General features: G+C 69.6%; 19 protein-coding genes and 1 pseudogene. 12 read left to right on the top strand and 8 right to left on the bottom strand.

Annotated features, from left to right (window positions below):
* Nucleotides 1–18: 18 nt before the first annotated feature.
* Nucleotides 19–1,182 carry a sugar ABC transporter substrate-binding protein gene (locus WMF45_RS19150; protein ID WP_437718318.1) on the top strand — a complete coding sequence of 388 codons (1,164 nt, stop codon included), beginning with the start codon at nucleotides 19–21 and terminating at the stop codon, nucleotides 1,180–1,182.
* Nucleotides 1,183–1,270: 88 nt separating this feature from the next.
* Nucleotides 1,271–1,708 (top strand): NADAR family protein, encoded by a 438-nt coding sequence (locus tag WMF45_RS19145; protein ID WP_437718317.1) that lies wholly within the window; start codon nucleotides 1,271–1,273, stop codon nucleotides 1,706–1,708.
* A 378-nt stretch (nucleotides 1,709–2,086) separates the two neighbouring features.
* Here WMF45_RS19145 and WMF45_RS19140 read toward each other — a convergent pair whose 3' ends face one another.
* The gene (locus WMF45_RS19140; RefSeq protein ID WP_437718316.1) at nucleotides 2,087–2,776 is read right to left on the bottom strand and encodes a hypothetical protein; all 690 of its coding nucleotides are present in this window, start codon (nucleotides 2,774–2,776) and stop codon (nucleotides 2,087–2,089) included.
* 109 nt (nucleotides 2,777–2,885) lie between these two features.
* Between WMF45_RS19140 and WMF45_RS19135 the strand changes: the two genes are divergently transcribed.
* Nucleotides 2,886–3,851 carry a DUF4423 domain-containing protein gene (locus tag WMF45_RS19135; protein ID WP_437718315.1) on the top strand — a complete coding sequence of 322 codons (966 nt, stop codon included), beginning with the start codon at nucleotides 2,886–2,888 and terminating at the stop codon, nucleotides 3,849–3,851.
* Here WMF45_RS19135 and WMF45_RS19130 read toward each other — a convergent pair.
* Nucleotides 3,755–4,252: a cyclase family protein gene (locus tag WMF45_RS19130; protein WP_437718314.1), complete on the bottom strand. Its 498-nt coding sequence runs from the start codon at nucleotides 4,250–4,252 to the stop codon at nucleotides 3,755–3,757. The two genes, WMF45_RS19135 and WMF45_RS19130, sit on opposite strands and share 97 nt — an antisense overlap.
* 320 nt (nucleotides 4,253–4,572) lie before the next feature.
* Here WMF45_RS19130 and WMF45_RS19125 point away from each other — a divergent pair, with 320 nt between their 5' ends.
* Nucleotides 4,573–6,312, top strand: a complete 1,740-nt coding sequence (locus tag WMF45_RS19125) for an ABC transporter substrate-binding protein (protein WP_437719554.1) — start codon at nucleotides 4,573–4,575, stop codon at nucleotides 6,310–6,312.
* A 169-nt stretch (nucleotides 6,313–6,481) separates the two neighbouring features.
* Here WMF45_RS19125 and minC read toward each other — a convergent pair whose 3' ends face one another.
* The gene (minC, locus tag WMF45_RS19120; protein WP_437718313.1) at nucleotides 6,482–7,327 is read right to left on the bottom strand and encodes a septum site-determining protein MinC; all 846 of its coding nucleotides are present in this window, start codon (nucleotides 7,325–7,327) and stop codon (nucleotides 6,482–6,484) included.
* A 179-nt stretch (nucleotides 7,328–7,506) separates the two neighbouring features.
* Between minC and WMF45_RS19115 the strand changes: the two genes are divergently transcribed.
* The 4 genes and pseudogenes from WMF45_RS19115 (at nucleotide 7,507) to WMF45_RS19100 (ending at nucleotide 10,750) form a co-directional block, all read left to right on the top strand.
* Entirely contained in the window at nucleotides 7,507–8,283 is a 777-nt protein-coding gene (locus tag WMF45_RS19115; protein ID WP_437718312.1) for a hypothetical protein, read from the top strand.
* Nucleotides 8,284–8,464: 181 nt separating this feature from the next.
* Nucleotides 8,465–8,668: pseudogene (locus WMF45_RS19110) on the top strand (cupredoxin domain-containing protein); the annotation flags it as partial.
* 417 nt (nucleotides 8,669–9,085) lie between these two features.
* The gene (locus tag WMF45_RS19105) at nucleotides 9,086–9,481 is read left to right on the top strand and encodes a four-helix bundle copper-binding protein (protein WP_437718311.1); all 396 of its coding nucleotides are present in this window, start codon (nucleotides 9,086–9,088) and stop codon (nucleotides 9,479–9,481) included.
* A 423-nt stretch (nucleotides 9,482–9,904) separates the two neighbouring features.
* The gene (locus WMF45_RS19100; protein ID WP_437718310.1) at nucleotides 9,905–10,750 is read left to right on the top strand and encodes a hypothetical protein; all 846 of its coding nucleotides are present in this window, start codon (nucleotides 9,905–9,907) and stop codon (nucleotides 10,748–10,750) included.
* 116 nt (nucleotides 10,751–10,866) lie between these two features.
* On the opposite strand, the gene WMF45_RS19095 is transcribed toward WMF45_RS19100, so the two are convergent.
* Entirely contained in the window at nucleotides 10,867–11,265 is a 399-nt protein-coding gene (locus tag WMF45_RS19095; protein ID WP_437718309.1) for a LysR substrate-binding domain-containing protein, read from the bottom strand.
* On the opposite strand from WMF45_RS19095, the gene WMF45_RS19090 reads away from it, so the two are divergent.
* Entirely contained in the window at nucleotides 11,258–11,404 is a 147-nt protein-coding gene (locus WMF45_RS19090) for a hypothetical protein (protein WP_437718308.1), read from the top strand. The two genes, WMF45_RS19095 and WMF45_RS19090, sit on opposite strands and share 8 nt — an antisense overlap.
* Nucleotides 11,405–11,492: 88 nt before the next feature.
* On the opposite strand, the gene WMF45_RS19085 is transcribed toward WMF45_RS19090, so the two are convergent.
* Nucleotides 11,493–12,149: a TetR/AcrR family transcriptional regulator gene (locus WMF45_RS19085; RefSeq protein ID WP_437718307.1), complete on the bottom strand. Its 657-nt coding sequence runs from the start codon at nucleotides 12,147–12,149 to the stop codon at nucleotides 11,493–11,495.
* Nucleotides 12,150–12,212: 63 nt separating this feature from the next.
* On the opposite strand from WMF45_RS19085, the gene WMF45_RS19080 reads away from it, so the two are divergent.
* On the top strand, nucleotides 12,213–13,082 hold the full coding sequence (locus WMF45_RS19080; RefSeq protein WP_437718306.1) for a sterol desaturase family protein: 870 nt from the start codon (nucleotides 12,213–12,215) through the stop codon (nucleotides 13,080–13,082).
* 56 nt (nucleotides 13,083–13,138) lie between these two features.
* Here WMF45_RS19080 and WMF45_RS19075 read toward each other — a convergent pair whose 3' ends face one another.
* On the bottom strand, nucleotides 13,139–13,621 hold the full coding sequence (locus WMF45_RS19075) for a hypothetical protein (protein ID WP_437718305.1): 483 nt from the start codon (nucleotides 13,619–13,621) through the stop codon (nucleotides 13,139–13,141).
* Nucleotides 13,622–13,760: 139 nt separating this feature from the next.
* Here WMF45_RS19075 and WMF45_RS19070 point away from each other — a divergent pair, with 139 nt between their 5' ends.
* Complete coding sequence (locus tag WMF45_RS19070) at nucleotides 13,761–14,561, top strand: TPM domain-containing protein (RefSeq protein WP_437718304.1); 801 nt, start codon at nucleotides 13,761–13,763, stop codon at nucleotides 14,559–14,561.
* An 11-nt stretch (nucleotides 14,562–14,572) separates the two neighbouring features.
* Nucleotides 14,573–15,025, top strand: a complete 453-nt coding sequence (locus WMF45_RS19065; protein ID WP_437718303.1) for a hypothetical protein — start codon at nucleotides 14,573–14,575, stop codon at nucleotides 15,023–15,025.
* 130 nt (nucleotides 15,026–15,155) lie between these two features.
* Here WMF45_RS19065 and WMF45_RS19060 read toward each other — a convergent pair whose 3' ends face one another.
* Both WMF45_RS19060 and WMF45_RS19055 read right to left on the bottom strand, forming a co-directional pair.
* Nucleotides 15,156–15,728 (bottom strand): hypothetical protein, encoded by a 573-nt coding sequence (locus WMF45_RS19060; RefSeq protein WP_437718302.1) that lies wholly within the window; start codon nucleotides 15,726–15,728, stop codon nucleotides 15,156–15,158.
* Between the two features lie 2 nt (nucleotides 15,729–15,730).
* Nucleotides 15,731–17,080, bottom strand: coding sequence for a hypothetical protein (locus WMF45_RS19055; RefSeq protein WP_437719553.1), 1,350 nt, complete (start codon nucleotides 17,078–17,080; stop codon nucleotides 15,731–15,733).
* Between the last annotated feature and the right edge of the window lie 5 nt (nucleotides 17,081–17,085).

The raw sequence follows: 17,085 nt of genomic DNA, 5'->3' as shown, positions 1-17,085 counted from the left end.
CGCCGAGGAGGGAATGTCATGAAGATGACAGGACGATGCTGGATGACGGCCCTCGGGCTCATGCTGATGACAGCGGCGTGCGCGGCAGAGGACGCCTCCCCGTCGGACAAGCCGACCGAGGAGGTCATAAAGATCAGGCGAGAACGGATCCCGCCTACCGAGTTCGTGCCACAGGAGATCGAGGAGACGATCGACCACCTCATCGACGCGATCAACCAGAACGGGCTCAAGCCGATTCAGATGGTGGTCCTGCTGAAGCACCTCTCCACCTTCTTCGAGCCGATCGCCACCGGCGCGAACCGAGCCATGGGGGAGCTCGAGGCCGTGGGGAACGTGCTCGGCCCCAGCACGCAGATGAACGCGGCCGACGGCACGGAGTCGCAGAACCTCCAGAATCAACAGATCGCGAACGCGATAGAGGATGGCGCCCAGGGCATCGGCGTGTCGCCCTACGATTCTTTCAACGAGGCCTCCATCAAGTTAGCCGTGGCGGCGCAGCTCAACGTGGTGACGTTCGACACCGACCTGAAGGACTCGGGGCGCACGCTCTATGTCGGGGCCATACAGAAGTCCGCCGGCAAGTTGACGGCGGAGACCCTGATAACGATGCTACCGAAGGGGCCAGGCACGGTGGTGGTCCACGGCGACGCGTCGACGCAGTGGTACGACGGGTCCCAGCGAACCTTCGGCGCCCTGGAGGCGCTCGGGGCGGCCGGCCTCACGACGCAGGTGGTCCAGGCCGTCTTCATCAACGGCCAGGAAGGCTTTGACGTCGAACAGATGAAGACCCTGATCCTGAACGCGGACCCGCCCGTCGTGGGCATGCTCGGCGTGTTCAACATCTCGTATCGCTGCGTGCTGGCCGCAGAGGCCGCCGGCAGGCCGGAGATCCCCATCGTCGCGTTCGACTTCGATCCGAAGACCGTCGAATACATGCAGACAGAGCGCATCAAGGCGACGGTCGTCCAGCGGCAGTACTACGAGGGGTACCTCGTGCCCTACATTCTCTATGGGATCCAGCACCTCGGCCTCGAAGCGACGAAGCAGATCCTCAGTCCGCTGATGATCGACGAGAACCAGATGCCCGCCGAGCACCGGGTCAACCTCGGCGTCGACGTGGTCCCCGCGGATCGGGTCGACGCCTACAACGACTTCCTCGACCGGATCGGCTCGATCCAGTAGCGGCGCGGTGGACCGTGAGGGCGACGGCGGCGGGCTCGCGGCGAGGTTCCACCCCGGCGCCGCGGGGTCCGTGGGGTAGACTGGGCTCATGACCGTCATCCGCTTCTATCGCTCCGGCGACGCTCACGGGTTCTTCTCCAACTTCTCGCGCCACCCGGTCACGCTCAAAGGCAAGGTGTGGCCCACGAGCGAGCACTACTTCCAGGCCCAGAAGTTCCCCGGCACCGAGCACGAGGAGGTGATCCGCAACGCCCCCGGCCCCGGCGACGCGGCCCGCATGGGCCGGCAGCGGAGCCGCCCGCTGCGCCCCGACTGGGAGCAGGTCAAAGACGATGTCATGCGCGAGGTGGTGCTGGCGAAGTTCACCCAGCACGAGGATCTCCGGCGCGCCCTGCTCGACACCGGGGACGCGGAGCTGGTCGAGCACACAGCGAACGACGCCTACTGGGCCGACGGCGGCGACGGAAGCGGGCGGAACATGCTGGGTATCATCCTGATGGAAGTCCGCGCGCAGCTGCGCCGCTGACGCGTCAGGGCGGCCCTCTCTCCTCGGACGCCCCAGGATCGCCGGCGATGAGCAGGACACGCGTGGCCACCGGGGCACGCGCTTCCCGGCCGCTCGGGCGCTTTGGCGGAGACGCCTGCGCCGGTCGGGTGTACCACAGCGCACGTCCATGAGGAGACCCCCCCTGTCCATGCGCCTGGCGTTTCCCAGACTTCTCACCGTGGCCGGGCTTGTCGCGCTCGCGTCCTGCGGCAAGATCTCGAGGACGGCAACGAGCTGAGGGCCGAGACCCGGCCCGGGTTCATCCTCGAGTAACGCGCCGGGGCCGCGCCCGGCGGGCGTCGCCCTGGACAGCGAGGCTCCGCTGAAGAGGCCTGTCGTGCAGCCGCGGCGCCGCGCTCAGAACTGCGCCACGCCGAACAGCTGCGCGGAGACCGACCCGTCCGGCCCGCTCCCGGTCGGGTGGCTCTCGGCGACCCCGCTGATCGTGCCGGAGACCGCGCCGCTGCTCAGGGCGCCGCTCAGGTGCACGGTGACCGCCTTGAACTCCGCGGGATCGACCTCGGTGATCTCGTACGAGCCCTGGAGCGCGGGGACATCGATCTTGTAAAAGAAGCTGGCAGCGTCGACCCGCGGCGCCCTGAGCGTGACCGCGAACGACTCGTCGAACGCGCCGTCCTCGGTCGAGAACGCCAGCGGGACGTCGATCTGCAGGTGATCCGAGCAATCCACGGCGAGCGCCGGCTCGGCGCCGCTCGAGTCGCCCTCTGCCACCGTCGATCGCACGAAGCGCGCGGCGACGAGCTCGCCCACGGAGACGGTCGCCGTCGTGCTGCCGCCCTTCGCCCACGTGAGCGGGACGGAGCGCTCTCCGGAGATCGCCGTGAGCGCCGCTCGCGCCGAGAAGCCCAGCGGCGAGACGTCGTCTGCGCCGATGTCCTCCTTCTCCTCGTCGCACCCGCCCTCCGCGACGTGGACTCCGCCGATCTGGCCGCCCTGCGGCCCGCCGCTCACGCCATCGACGCACCCGAAGGGCCCGACGCTCGTCGCCGCCACGATCACCCAAGTAAGCCAACGCCGCTCGCGCATGTTCACGACCTCCTGCGGCGTACCTTGCGTTCGCGGTCGGCGCGACGCCAGGTCAGCTTCGCACATTTCATAGGGCAAACTGGCCTCTACATGTGCGAATCTGCGGTACGTGGACCATGAATCCATTGCAAAAGAGCTGATCCGCGCGCTGCGCGGCCGGCGCTCGCAGCTGGCCTTCAGCCGCCGGCTCGGCTTCCGCACCAACGTCGTCTACACGTGGGAGTCCGGAAGGCGCTGGCCGACCGCGGCCACCTTCCTCGTCGCCGCGCGGCGCGCGGGGGTCGACGTCGCGGCGGCGGTGAGGCGCTTTTTCCCCTCGCTGCCCGCGTGGCTCGCGCGCACCGATCCCGCGTCGGCCGAGGGCGTCGCGGCGCTCCTCTCGGAGATGCGCTCCATGTCGCCCATCGTCGACGTGGCGCGGCGCGCGGGCAGGAGCCGCTACGCGGTCGCGCGCTGGCTCTCGGGCGAGGCCGAGCCGCGGCTGCCCGACTTCCTGCGGATGGTCGAGGCCTGCTCGCTGCGCCTGCTCGATTTCGTCGCTCTCTTCGCCGACCCGGCGGCGCTCCCGGCGGCGAGCGCGGCGTGGCGAACGCTCGAGGCCCAGCGCCGCGCCGTCTACGAGGAGCCGCTGCTCCCCGCCGTCCTGCTCGCGCTGGAGCTGCCGGCCTACCGGGCGCTGCCGCGCCACGAGCCGGGGTGGATCGCGCGGCGGCTCGGGTTCCCCGTCGAGGACGAGGCGCGCTGCCTGGATCGGCTCGCGGAGGCCGGCCAGATCCGGAGGAGCCGCGGGCGGTGGATCGTCGCGCCGATCCGGACGGTGGACACGCGCCCGGATCCGGACGCGGAGCACCGGCTCAAGTGCTTCTGGGCCGGCGTCGGGCTGGCGCGGCTCACGCGCAAGGCCGAGGGGCGCTTCTCGTTCAACGTCTTCACGGTCTCCGCGGCCGATCTCGAGAAGCTCTCCGAGCTCCACGTGAGCTATTTCCAGAACATGCGCGCCGTGATCGCGGAGTCGCGGCCGCCCGAGCGCGTCGTCGCCGTGAACCTGCAGCTCTTCCCGCTCGACGGAGGCTGAGCCGGCTGCGGACACCGCGCCGCCGCGCCAGGTACGCCAAGCCCGCGACTCACCGCGCTTCCACCGAGCGGCCTGCGCGGCTCACACGATGGCGAACGCCCGGACCGGCCCCGCGCCTCGACCACCACGCTCTCCAGATCGGCCAGCGATTCGAGCGGCAAACTGGCGAGATCCTTGCCGTTCGCATAGCGATGAAACGGGCTGTCCACGTAGGTGCCCGTGTTGGCGACCATGTCGATTCGGCCGATGTGGAATTCGACGCCTTCCGCGTAAACGCCGCGGGACTGCTCGCGCGAGAGGAAATCGCAGACGACGGGCGCCGGAATACCCTTGTACGTCGTCATGCCGTGCTCGACGTCGTGGCTCAGGTCGACGAAGGTTCGTGAGACGGGGGTGGTCACGGTCGGCTCCTTGGAAGGGGCTCCGCGCGGCGGAGTCTCCTGTGCGCCCGGTCGGGGCCCCGAGCCGCCGCCAGTTTCGCGGGAGGGCGCGAGGAGATCCAGAAATCGGGCGCGAGCCGGTCGAGTTGACATGCGCTCACATGCGCCGATAGAGTGCGAGCACGGCGACACCTGGCCCGATGCTTCACGGGGGTGAGCGTCGTGCATGGGTGCCTCGGCGAGGGCCGGGCGTCGTCGCTCGAGTGGTCACGGGAACGGAGCGTCGCGGGGGGGTCGAGATCGCCCGCGTGGAGAGGTGGATGTCTGGGATGAGTCGAACCATGCCGCGCCGCGCGTTCGTCCTGTCGGCGCTGCTGCTGTCCACCTGCGCCGCGGCGGGCTGTCGTTCGAAGAATGGCTCCGAGAACACATCCGCGGCTCCGGAGCGGGCGGCGACGCCGGGGGGATCGGCGCAGGCGGCGGCCGCCTCCGCGCAGCAGCCCCCGTCGAAGCGGGCCGCGATGGTCACGATCGCGAGGGAGCAGCAGGCCACCTGGGTGCGCAACTTCAACCCCCTGCTCCCCGAGGGGAGCTCGCGCTTCCCGACGGTCGCCGGCATCTACGAGCCGATGCTCGTCTACAACACGATGCGGAGCGACTACACGCCGTGGCTCGCGACGAGCTACGCGTGGAGCGACGCGAACAAGAAGCTCACCTTCACGACCCGCTCCGGCGTCAAGTGGTCGGATGGCCAGGCGTTCACGGCGAGGGACGTCGCGTTCACGTTCGCGCTCATCAAGAAGCACGCGGCGCTCGATCTCGCCGGGGTGTGGAGGTTCCTCGGCGCCGTGACGGCGATCGACGACACGACCGTCGAGTTCACGCTGCGGCGGCCGTATGTCCCCGGGCTCAGCTACATCGGCCACCAGCCGATCGTGCCGGAGCACGTGTGGAAGGACGTCGTCGATCCGGTCACGTTCGCGAACGAGAACCCCGTGGCGACAGGGCCCTTCACCGAGGTGAAGGTCTTCCAGAACCAGGTGTACGAGCTCGGCAAGAACCCGCGTTACTGGCAGGAGGGCAAGCCGGCGGTCGACGGGCTGCGCTTCCCGGCGTACCCGAGCAACGACCAGGTCACCCTGGCGCTCGTCAACGGCGAGGTCGATTGGGCGGGCGCGTTCGTGCCGGACATCGAGCGGGTCTTCGTCGCCAAGGATCCGGCCAATCATCATTACTGGTTTCCGCTCGTCGGGGGCACCGCCACGCTGTACCCGAACGCCACGAAGAAGCCGTTCGACGACGTGCGCGTGCGCAAGGCCATCAGCATGGCTATCGACCGCGACCAGATCGTCAAGCTCGCCGCGGACAACTACACCCATGGCGCGGACGCGACGGGGCTGGACGACTCCTACGAGCGGTTTCGCAGCGAGAAGGCGGTGGAGGCGGGCGACTGGGTGAAGTTCGATCCGCAGCGGGCGAACCAGACCCTCGACGAGGCGGGCTATCCGAGGGGCGCGGACGGGATCCGGACGAGGCTCGGCAAGCCGATGCGCTTCGAGATCAACGTCGTCAGCGGCTGGTCCGACTGGGTCCGCGCGGTCCAGATCATCACGCAGAACCTGGAGAGCGTGGGCATCGCCGCGTCGATGAAGACCTACGACTTCAGCGCGTTTTACTCGGCGCTTCAGAAGGGGTTGTTCGATCTGTCGATGGGCTGGACCAGCGTCGAGCCCACGCCGTACAACTTCTACCGTGATCTGATGAGCGCAGATCTCGTGAAGCCGCTCGGCGAGGTGGCGCCGCGCAACTGGCACCGTTTCGGCGCCAGGGAGGCCGACGTGCTGTTCCACGCGTTCGAGTCCGCGACGTCCCCTGCCGATCAGAAGCGCATCCTGGACGGGCTGCAGATGATCTTCGTGCAGGCCGCGCCGGTGATCCCGCTCTTCAACAACCCGTCGTGGGGCGAATACAGCACGAAGCGGTTCACCGGCTTCCCGACGATGGAGAACCCGTACGCGAAGCTGACGCCGAACAACCCGCCGGAGTACCTGCTCGTCCTGACCGAGCTCCGGCCGCGGTGACGCGCCCTGCGGCGGTTTCCGCACACCTCTGCACCATGCAGAGCAGAGCGGCGGTCTCCCGCACAGGAGACGGGTCCAGATCGGCGTTTTCGGCGCGGAAGCGCACTCCGGTGCGCTGAGCACCGAAAACGTCGAGATGGGCCCGTATCCGAAGCGGGTGACCGTCGCTCTAGAGGCGTGTGACCACGAGGCCGTCGTTCTGTACCGAGATGCGGGCGGGCTTGCCGCGGTGCTCGTCGGGGATCTCGTCGGCCATCAGGTAGCGGCCGGCGATGGAGACGAACTCCGCCTCCAGGCTCATGCAGAAGATGCTCGCGTCCGCGTTGTTGTGGGCGCCGGCCATGGCGCGGCCGCGGAGCGGCGCATAGACATGGATGTTGTCGTTCGCGATGAGCTCCGCGCCCGAGCTGACCGGCGAGAGGACCACGAGGTCGCCGTGGGGCACGTAGATGACCTGTCCGCTGCGCACCGGCTGCCGCACGGTGAGCCCCGCCGGCGGCGGCTCCCCGGCCGTGTCCGGCGCCGGGGCGGCGTCCCTCGGGCGGCGGGCGGGCCCCGCCGCGCCGCGCTCCGCCGCGGCGGCCCCTGGCGCGTCGCGGCCTGGCGCGGGCCCCACCGCCACGGGGCCCGGCGTGGGGGTGCTCCCCTCGGCCGGCGCGGCCTGGCGAGACGAGCGCGTGAGCGGCGTCCGCAGCACGCCGAGGCCGGCGGCGACGGCCCGCTCGCGCTGGGCGTCCGTCGGGTTGCGCACGGCGATGGGCACGAGGTTGTGCTTCCTCAGCAGCCCGGCGAGGGCGCCGAGGTCGACGGGCTCGTCGCCGAGCTCCGCGAGATCGAGCAGGATCGGCAGGTGCAGGAAGAAGTGCGGCATCTGCGAGATGTGGTCGGCGAGCTGACGCTCGACGGCCGAGACATCCGCCGTCTTCAGACAGAGCATCGTGATGGCAGGCATCGTGCCCTTGAGCGCAAACGCCTGCTGCTCCTGCCGCTTCTCCCCTCGCCTGCCCGACACCATCGCTGTCCTCGCTCGCAAAAAGGTGCTTCCGCGGCGGCACTCTACCCCGGATCCGGCGGCTCGCGCGGGAAAAACCGCTGGGGTTCCGGGCCTCGCCACGCCGCCGGCGCGTCGCTGCCTGCGGCCGGCGCGCCGCTGCTTGGCTGGCCGCCTCGCGCGGTGCTAACGGTGGTTTGGCCATGCCGACCGCGCGCCGCGCCTCCGTACTGCGGCTCGATCCCCCTCCCGCCTCGTCCTCCGCCTCTCCCTCCCCCGAGACGCCCCGGCCTGTCGACGCGCTCGATCGCCACTTCGCGCTGGAGGTCCCGCGCGTGTTCTCCGAGGCGGAGCGCGCCGCGCTCGTCGCGGGCGTCCGCGCGGCCCGCGCCGAGTGGACTTCCGACTTCGGAGGCGAGCAGTTCTCGCTCGGGCGCGCCTTCTATACGCACCTGGAGCAGGGGCGCTCCCGGGTCTATTTCGCCGACGCGGCGGCCTCCGACGCCCGCGTCGAGCGCCACCTCCCCGGGCTCCAGCGCCGGATGCGCGAGCTCGTCGCGGCGCTCACCGGCGGGCTCGCGCAGCCCCGGCGCGGCTTCTGCGGGCCAGGCGTCCACATCTTCCCCGCGGGGGAGAAGGTCGCGCGCGAGGGCGGCGTCGTCCACTTCGATACGGAGGGGCTCTCCGACTACCACCTTGCCCGCCGGCTCCGCGCGATCACCGTCGTCGTGATGCTGGAGCTCCCCGACGCGGACGGGGGGCTCAAGCTGTGGGATGTCCTCTACGACGGGCGAGACGACCCGGGCGACGAGGCGCTCTCCGCGCGGAGCCTCGTCGCCGGCTACAGCCCTGGCGGCGCGCTGGTCATCGACAGCTACCGCCTGCACCAGATACAGCCGTTCCCGGGCGACCGCGACCGCATTTCCGCGACGGTGCACGCGGCCGAGATCGACAGCGGCCGCTGGGAGACGTGGTTCTAGGACCACTGCGTCACACCGGCGGGACTGGAGCCTGGGGCCCTCGGCGGGTCGACGGCGGCAGCTGGTCACCCAGGTCGGGCCACGAGCCTCCCTCGGTGCCCCGGACATGCCGGCCGCGCAGCCAGTTGCGCAGCGAGCTCCAGCGCTCTCGCCGTAATCCACATCCCGGGCGCGGACGGGGGAGCGGCTGCAGCTCAGGCTCGTCCGTCACGACAGCGGCGGCTGCACCAGGGAGGTCGTCTTCCCGAGCCTCGGCATCCGCAAGGAGCTGCCGACCGGACAGCCGGTGACCATCGACCTCCCCGAGCTGAAGGCAGGTGAGCTGAAGTTCGAGTGCGGCATGGGGATGATCAAGGGCACCATCGCCGTCGCACCGAAGAAGTGAGCAGCGGACGGAAGAGGTCCCTGGCTCACGGCGAGCGAGCCCTTTAGCGGGCGCGAGCCGCGTGCTCGCCGCCGGCGCACCGGCCGCGGATGGCGACAGCCTGGTCGTTCGGATAGATGAAAGTGACCGTACGGGTCACATCGATTTCATCGCCCCTCTTGAATCCCATCCGCCCAGATCTGTTCCAAGCATCGCCCTGCGAGCAGCCCCGACGCATGGGCGAGCGGAATGGCGCGACGCACGCGCGGCGTCGGCGCTGGTTCAGCCTCCATCCGAGCCGCGAATGCGGAGCGCTCCGACATGACGAGCCTGGTGAATTCGACAAGTCTCCCGCCCTGCCCATCGGGCTCGTCCCGTGCGCGCGCGAGACGAGCTCACGAGGCATCGAGAAGCATCATCGGAACAAGGGAGGGACACATGGCCCACAAGGGGTTCACTCTGAGCACGGCTTTCGTGAGCACGGCCAGCCACGCCCAGAGCTGCGAGTCGATCTGCGTCCAGACGATCCAGCACTGCCTCCATATGGGAGGCTCGCACGCGGAGCCTTCCCACATTCAGCTCCTGCAAGATTGCGCCAAGATCTGCGAGACGACCGCGACGTTCCTGATGCGCGGCTCGCCGCAACACAGCCAGGTCACGGCCGCGTGCGCGAGCATCTGCGAGCTCTGCGCCCAGAGCTGTGACAGGTTCACGGGTGACGCGCAGATGAAGGCCTGCGCCGACGAATGCCGCCGCTGCGCCGCCGCGTGTCAGCAGGTCGCGCAGATGCGGCCGGCCGGGGCAGCCGGCGCGGGGCAGCAAAGCATGCCCTGAGACCGGCCGGGGCGGCGCTGAGCGGAACGACTTTAGCGCAGGCGTTCGGGATCTTCGTGGGAGTACAGGTCCTCAAGAGACGCTCGGTCCGCGAGGGGGCTCGAGGTCGACATCTCCGGCCGGCTGCTCGCTTGGGTGCTCGTCGGTGGCTTCCTCGACGCCCACCTGGTCTACCGCCTCGTCCACTTCCCGGCCGACACGCTGGCCGATCCCTGGCGCCGCGCTTCGATGGACGAGAACCGATGCCGCACGAGGATCGTCTGTGGCCCTGGAACGCACAACGAGGCGGCCGCTTCGCTCCTTCACCGGGGCGATCGAGCCTGGCGCGGGAACTTCCGTCCTCCCGGCGGCCTTGAAGCCCTGGCATGGCGCTTGCGCAGACATGGGGTTTTGGCTCGGATCGGCCCGAGTAAGGAGCCCACCATGTTCATCCCTCCATCCGTTCACGGCTCTCTCCTCCTTTTGTTCGTCTCCTCCGTCCTCGCGGCGGGTTGCGTCGTCGACCCGTCGTCCGATGCGGGCGAGCCCGTCGCTGATACTTACCAGAGCTTCGATGAATGGAAGGCCAGCCTCCCGCGTGATCCGAACGACGGCGCTTATCTCGTCGACGGCGACATCGGCGTTCACGACGACGTGACCCTGAAGGAGCTCTCCGCCAAGCGCCAGCAGCCGGGGGCGCTCATCGTCAACAAGCGCGACGACGGGAGCGATGACCGCTGGAGCGACGAGCAGAAGATGAACCTGACGTATTGCGTCTCTCCGCGCTTCGGCGACGATCATGACGCGGTGGTCGCCGCGGCGCTGTCGGCCGGGTCCGCCTGGGCGAGCGCCGCCGCCGTCCGCTTCGTCTACGAGCGCGACCACGACGAGGCCTGCGAGTACGACGAGGAGCATCCCGCGCTGTTCGAGGTAGTCCCCGCCAGCGGCACCACGTACAACGGGCGAGCTTTCCTTCCGAGCATGGTCGCGCGGGGGTATCACCAGGTTTTCATCGATCTGGAGAACATCGCTCAGGCCACCTCGAAGACCCTGACCGGGGTCCTCCGGCACGAGCTCGGGCACGTCCTCGGCTTCCGGCACGAGCATGCCCGCCCGGAGGGCAACGGCGCCTGCACGGAACGCCCCGGTTGGCGGGCGCTCACGCCGTATGATCCGGGGTCGGTGATGCACTACAACGCGGAGAGCCGGTGCGAGGGCACCAACGGGGGAGACTACGTGCTGACCTGGCTCGACATGGCAGGGGCGGCGACGCTGTATGGCGAGCCTTGATGAGCTCCTGCGCGACGGGTGACCGCCGGCGGCCGGTCTCCAGCTAGCGAATGGACAAGACGAGCATGCATTCGCGCTGGCCTCGGGCGAGGCTCGCGTCGGGCTCGCCAGGCCACTCACGAACGTGGTGATCCGAGCAGCGTGGAGGCGAAGTCCAGGAAGACCCGCACCCGTGGGATGACGTGCCGCGGGCTCTGTTGGTAGAGCGCGTGGATCGGACGCTCGTCCACGGCGAACTCATCGAGCGCGGTGACCAGCGCCCCCGACGCGAGCTCGGGCGCGATCATGAAGTCGAAGACCCAGGCGAGCCCGGCGCCTGCCACGGCCAGCGCCTTGAGCGCGTCGCCGTCGTTGACGCTGAGAGAGCCGGTGGGCTCGAACCGGAGCGCCCCGCTCTCTGCGCGGGCAGCCGCAGATCGAGCTCGATGCGCGGATGCTGCGCCAGAAAGCCCGGCAGCGCGGGCACGAGCACGAGCCTCCCGAGGACCGCGGGGGACGAGCCTCACTGTGCGCATCACGGGCACCGTCGAGCAAGAGCTCGTCATCCATGGCATCGGTCGTTTGGAAGCCACGGCCGCCTTCACCGGCAGCTACCGAGGGGCTCGGGTCACCGGCAAGAGCTACGTCGAGATGTTCGGCGACTGGCAGGATTGAGCCGAGCGCAGCATCGGGCGCCGTCCACCGTGTAGAAGGCCGGCGGATGGTGCATGCTCGCGCACGGACGTGCTGGCGCGGTTGCGCCTCACTCCTTCCGCGTCCGTCCGCTCGCCGCGGCCGGCTCGTCCGCGAGGACCCGCTGCAGCAGCGCCGTGCTCTCCTCCGCCATCCGCTCCGGTGAGCACGGCATTCCCTTGTGGATCCAGCTCGTCATCAACCGCACCAGCGCCGCCGCCGCCGCCTCGCAGCGGAGCATGAACAGCGCCCCCTCCTCCGGCGCCATCCGCGGAGCGTACAGGCGGGCGATGCTGCCCTGAAGGATGTCCTCCAGGGAGCGCGTCAGCACCCGCTCGCTCTTCTCCGCGGACAGGAGCTTGCGCACCAGCTCGTGCATCTCGGCGAGGTGGGTGTAAAACGGCAGGAAGTCGAGCGGACGTCCCGCATCTCGCAGGGACAGCGGCCGCAGGTGCTCGTGTCCGAACAGCAGCAGCTGCTCCTTGTTCTCGTAGTGCGAGTAGAACGTGGACCGCCCAACGTTGGCTCGATCGATGATGTCCTGGATGGAGACCTCGTCATAGCCCTTCTCCAGGATCAGCGCGACCAGCGCGTCCGAGAGCAGCTTCCGGGTCTTCTGAACGCGCCGATCCTGCATGCGCCGGTCCGCGATCTTGCCGGCAGCCCGCGTCCTGTCGCCGCCCCCGTCCCTGTCCTCGTTTCCGGACTTTTTCGAGCTCTTGTTCATTAACGTTCAATCCGCGGTCCGTGTCGCTGGGTGGAAGAGGCGCCCGACCTCAGCATCCATCGCATGCGAGGAACGCTGATCTGGATGACGAGCCGCCTGCTGTACCCGCTGCTGCTGGCGGTGACCTTGTACATCATCCACGCCGCCGTGACGCAGGGCTGGGACCTGAGCCGCACCCTGTGGGGCTACCTCCTGGGCCTGATCGTCTTTCTCATCACCGTCGAGCGCCTGCTGCCGCTGTCGCCGGACTGGGGCATGACCCGCCAGAGCTTCTGGCGCGACCTCAAGTACCTGCTGGCCTCCGGCGTCACCATCGCGGTGGTGCGGACCGGCTTCGGTACCCTGGCCCTGTGGCTCAGCGAGCGGCATCAGGGCCCGCTCGCCAGCGCCTCCGTGCCCCTCAGCGTGGGGGTCTTCCTCGTGGTCTTCGAGCTGCTGCAGTACTGGTTCCATCGGCTCAGCCACGAAGGCAACGGAGCCCTGGGGCGCTTCTTGTGGAAGGTCCACCTGGCGCATCACCTTCCGGATCGCGTCTACGTGGTGATGCACGGCGTGTTTCACCCCCTCAACGCGCTCATCTCGGCGGTGCTGATCCAGTCGACCCTGCTGATCTTGGGGCTGTCGCCGCAGGCCGTCTTCGCGGTGATGTTGCTCATCGATCTGCAGACGATGATTTCGCACTTCAACGTCGACATCCGCGCCGGATTCCTGAATTACGTGTTCATCGGCACCGAGCTGCACCGCTATCATCACAGCGCCGACGTCGACGAGGCCCGGAACTTCGGGACCGTACTTCCGCTGTGGGATCTCGTCTTCGGGACGTTCGTGTACCGGCCGGACGCGGGCCCGCGCCGCCTGGGCGTCGACCGCTCCGCGGACTATCCGCCTTCGCAGCAGTTCTGGAAGGTGCTGGCCCTGCCGTTCCGACGCTGACCGTCGGCGGCCGCCGATCTCAGCCGCATCCCCAGCGGCCGCTGGGGGACGTGGTTCTAGGCCGGTAGCCGGCCGTCTCCAGCGAACGTCGGGGCAATGGCAGAGGCCCCGAGCCACGCCCGCGCGAGCTCCAAGGTCTGCGCATTCTCGGAGACGTTCCGGAGGAAACCGTCGCGACGGCGGAGATCGTCGATCCGCGCCGCGGTCGCGAGGAGGCGGTCGCGCGCGTCCGCAACGGCGGCGCGCGCTGCCGGGTGGTCGCCTGTCGCCTCGAGCGCCCGCGCGTACACGAGGCGGGCGAGCTCCTCGCCTTCCTCGACCTTGCCGAGCGAGGCGAGCAGCGCCATCGCTTCACGCGCCTCGGCGAGCGCCTCGGACGGCCTCCCGCGCGCGAGCATCACCTCGGCCCGCGTCGCCAGGGCCACGACCTGGAACGGCTCGCGACCGCCACCACCGGCACGGGCGCGCGCCCATGGAGCGTACAGCTCCCCCGGCCTCCCCGCGCTTGCCGCCGCAGCTGCCGGACACAGCATCAACATTCCGGAATCATTCAGGATTGTTTCTGTGTCTCCGAATCGTTTCCCCCTTGCAGATGGGCGGCGTCACGACGCAATGCCGTGGCGTCCGATCCGGGCTTCGGCGTTGCTTTTCCCCTCGACCCGGGCACTCCATGGCCGGATGAGCTCGATTCGACCGGGAGGGCGGCCGGGGCTGGGAACGGTGGTGGGGAGTGGCCGCGGTGTGCGGCTCCTCCTCGCCACAGCGCTCGGCGTGCTTGTGATCCTCTTCACGGCATCCTATGCGCTCGCGGCGCCGGCCGTGACGATCCAGGCCCCGGTGAACGACCACGCGGGCGTGCTCACGCCGGAGGAGCGAGACGACCTCACGCGCAAGCTCCTCGCGCACCGCGAGAGGACCGGCGTGCAGATCGCCGTCCTGCTCGTCAGGACCACGGGCGGCGTGCCCATCGAGGTCGTCCCGGGGCTCGCGGCGTTCGCGTCGGTATCGGCTTACGGGGCGCTCTCCCAGGCCGCCGCATCGACCTACCTGACGAAGCAGGCAGGCCCGCTCCTCGGCGTGATGCTCATCGCGACGCTGATGGGCCTGGTCGCCGGACGGAGCCTGTTTCTGAAGAGAGGGCCGGAGGAACCCTTCCTGCGGCGCGTGAGGTTATCTGCGATCGCCATCGCCATCGTCGTCCCGTTCGGCGCCGGTCTGTTCGGGCTCGTCAGCTCCATGGACGTGTCGCTCTACCTGGCGCTCTTCATGTGCTTCCTGTTCGGCCTGTTCCCGGCCATGACGCTCCTGCCCGCCAGCGGCCGGGCCGCGTCGCCGGGCTCGTCTTCCGCCTCGAGCTCGACCTCGTCGTACTCCTCGTCCTCGTACTCCTCGTCCTCCTCCTCGTCGTCGTCATCGAGCAGCGGTTACAGCGGCGGTGGCGGATCATTCGGGGGCGGCGGCGCGAGCTCGAGCTGGTAGGAGGAACGTCGATGAACGAGCGTGCGACAGAGCTCGAAGCGGAGCAGGCGAGGAAGGTCGATTACGAGGACGTCGACGAGGTGATCGCGCTCGCCGCGCGCCTCGCCGAGGCGGACAAGGATCGGCTCCGCATCGAGGATCTCGAGCGCGTCGGCGCCGAGATCGAGATACCACCCCACCACGTGCGCCGGGCGGTGGAGGAACTCGCGGCGCGGAGGGCCGCGGCCCGGCGGCGGCTCCGCTGGGCGGGCGCCGCCCTCTCGGCGATCGCCCTGGTGCTCGGCGGCCTGCTCCTCTTGGCGCGCGCCTCGCTGGAGCAGGGGCGCGCCGAGGTGGAACGCAGGAGGGCGCAGGTCGAGAACGTCGTCGAGCGCCGGGAGCGCACCCGCGCGCGCCACGAGGGAGCGGCGCCCTCGCCCGAGCGCGACGCGGAGCTCGCCGGCGCGCGTGCCGCTCTCGAATGAGATCGACGCCTGGTAAGGCAGCGGCCGACTGCTGCTCTCACCTCTGCCGGCCAATCCCACGCGCCGGCGGGCGGGCATCTCGCCCTTCGACTCCTCGTAGACAGACCTTCTCGATGCGGTCTCCCTCGGTTTACACGAGCTTCCGCAGGTAGTGGAACTTGGGATCCGTCAGATCGTCGGCCGTCAGCGCCCAGCCCTCGTCCCGCGGGATCAGGTAGATGACATCCGACTTCACGCTGGCGAAGCTCACGTGGCCGAGGTTCTGGAGGATGTGGCCAAACACGTCGCGGCGCCACAGGCGGTCCTTCGGGATGTCGCAGACCGTGCGGAGCATCCGATCCGTGGGTGAGCCCTGGATCAGCAGGAACGCCATCGTGAAGGTCAGGTAGCGGGGCTGGCCGCGGTACGGGTCCGGCGTCCCCGACGGCCCCTTGCGCGCGCCCTCCTCCGTGATCATGCCGCGGGACCACATGCCGTAATCGTTGAGCGCCCGGGAGTCGTTATCGAAGTAGTCCCAGCACCCCTTCTCGATGGCATTCAGATTGGACAGCAGCGCCAGCTGCGCGCGGCGGTACTGGTACCACTTGTATTGCAGGCTCATCTTCTCGAACTGGACCTGGACGGCATCGTGCAGCGCGCGCTGCAGCGTGCTCCCCGGGTCCATGCGCGCGCACACCTCCATCGCGAAGATCGAGTGCTCCACGGTCAGCCTCCGTATCCGCCCGAAGCCCGGTTCCACGAGCCGCTCCGGCTGAGGGCCGCGCCGAGGATCACGCCGGTGCCGAGCGCCACGACGACTGGCACCGTCCCGAAGCCGTCCGGGCTCGGCGACACCCCGCTCGACGCGGTGCCGCTCGAGAACGCCGTCGCGCGCTGCGCCGGCACGTACAATTTGCCCGGCCTCGGCGCGCTCGGCTCGACCGGCGCCGGGCGAGGGGGCGACCCCCAAGGATAGTCGTTCCAGAACCAGCCGTGCGACGCGGCGCGGCCGCCATAGTAGTAAGGAGGCCAGTCCTCGGTCTCGTTCGCGGGCTTCGGCTCCGCCGGGTCGGCGGCAAAGACGTTCGCGGCCATCAACCCGACATCGAGCCGGCGCGACCGGAACGCAACGAGGTCGTCGTTCAGGTCGTCGGACTCGGTCGTGTCCCTCTCCGTGGGCACCACATAGAGCACATGGCGAACCCCTCGGTCCCAGAGCGCATCGGCGGACGGCAGCCTCGCGACATGCCGGTTGTCGAACTGCGTGGCGTCGTCCGAATAGGGCGAGAGCCGCTGTCGATCGAGGACGAACATCGTCGCGCGGGGGCCGGGAACCGAGCGGGCGAAGAGCGGCTGGTAGTACGCCGCCGCGGCGAGCGTCAGGTGCGCCTTGACGACGCCCCGCGGGTGCGGCCAGTTGTCGAACGTGAACACCGGGTCGAACGCCTCCGCCGCGCCGGCGGCAAAGGCCACCGACTCGGGGCCATCGAGATCCACGATGACCGCGATGTCGCGGGGCAGCCCGCTGTCCGTCCGGGCGGCGAGGAGGAGCGACGCGAGCGCCTTGCCGCTCCGGTACGCGCGGTCCATCGCCGGCGTGAAGATCGGCCGGAGCACGTCGCCGAGCGGCGTGATGGGCGCCGGATCCCCCTCGGCGACGAGCGTGGGCACGGCCGACGGCGACTCGAACAGCGCGGGCACGTAGTAGGCGCGCGCGCCCTCGTCCGCCGGCCTGAGGTCGGTGGACATCCTCGCGAGCGCGGCCCGATCGAACGGCTTCTTCGACTCGCCGTCGAACGTCACGCTCTCCTGCGCGGCGCCGAAGCTCCAGCCGAAGGTCCGCTGCATGTCGAGCGCCCGCTTCCTCTGCACCGCGGTCTCATCGTCCGAGCACCCGTCCGCGGCCACGGCGATCGCGGCCGCCACGCCGACGAGCCCGACCGCGCCGAGCGCGGCCAGGATCGCGTTCCGCCGCGACGCGTCCTTCGGCGCGTCGGCCAGGCCCTTGTGCCACCAGCGCGCCCCGATGATCCCGGGCTTGTCGAGCACCTCGTCACGCTCGAACGGCTCGTCCATCTGGC

The sequence above is a fragment of the Sorangium sp. So ce448 genome (genome assembly GCF_051520915.1).
Taxonomy (GTDB): domain Bacteria; phylum Myxococcota_A; class Polyangia; order Polyangiales; family Polyangiaceae; genus Sorangium; species Sorangium cellulosum_B.
This window is presented reverse-complemented; position numbering and strand designations above follow the sequence as displayed.

Bases quoted from the DNA above. Each gene is read 5' to 3' on its own strand.
- WMF45_RS19055 (WP_437719553.1), bottom strand. From the start codon at position 17,080: ATGGACGAGCCGTTCGAGCGTGACGAGGTGCTCGACAAGCCCGGGATC.
- WMF45_RS19115 (WP_437718312.1), top strand. From the start codon at position 7,507: ATGCCGACCGCGCGCCGCGCCTCCGTACTGCGGCTCGATCCCCCTCCC.
- WMF45_RS19085 (WP_437718307.1), bottom strand. From the start codon at position 12,149: ATGAACAAGAGCTCGAAAAAGTCCGGAAACGAGGACAGGGACGGGGGC.
- WMF45_RS19095 (WP_437718309.1), bottom strand. From the start codon at position 11,265: ATGCGCACAGTGAGGCTCGTCCCCCGCGGTCCTCGGGAGGCTCGTGCT.
- WMF45_RS19125 (WP_437719554.1), top strand. From the start codon at position 4,573: ATGCCGCGCCGCGCGTTCGTCCTGTCGGCGCTGCTGCTGTCCACCTGC.
- WMF45_RS19080 (WP_437718306.1), top strand. From the start codon at position 12,213: ATGCGAGGAACGCTGATCTGGATGACGAGCCGCCTGCTGTACCCGCTG.
- minC (WP_437718313.1), bottom strand. From the start codon at position 7,327: ATGGTGTCGGGCAGGCGAGGGGAGAAGCGGCAGGAGCAGCAGGCGTTT.
- WMF45_RS19140 (WP_437718316.1), bottom strand. From the start codon at position 2,776: ATGCGCGAGCGGCGTTGGCTTACTTGGGTGATCGTGGCGGCGACGAGC.
- WMF45_RS19145 (WP_437718317.1), top strand. From the start codon at position 1,271: ATGACCGTCATCCGCTTCTATCGCTCCGGCGACGCTCACGGGTTCTTC.
- WMF45_RS19070 (WP_437718304.1), top strand. From the start codon at position 13,761: ATGAGCTCGATTCGACCGGGAGGGCGGCCGGGGCTGGGAACGGTGGTG.
- WMF45_RS19100 (WP_437718310.1), top strand. From the start codon at position 9,905: ATGTTCATCCCTCCATCCGTTCACGGCTCTCTCCTCCTTTTGTTCGTC.
- WMF45_RS19150 (WP_437718318.1), top strand. From the start codon at position 19: ATGAAGATGACAGGACGATGCTGGATGACGGCCCTCGGGCTCATGCTG.
- WMF45_RS19075 (WP_437718305.1), bottom strand. From the start codon at position 13,621: ATGTTGATGCTGTGTCCGGCAGCTGCGGCGGCAAGCGCGGGGAGGCCG.
- WMF45_RS19065 (WP_437718303.1), top strand. From the start codon at position 14,573: ATGAACGAGCGTGCGACAGAGCTCGAAGCGGAGCAGGCGAGGAAGGTC.
- WMF45_RS19105 (WP_437718311.1), top strand. From the start codon at position 9,086: ATGGCCCACAAGGGGTTCACTCTGAGCACGGCTTTCGTGAGCACGGCC.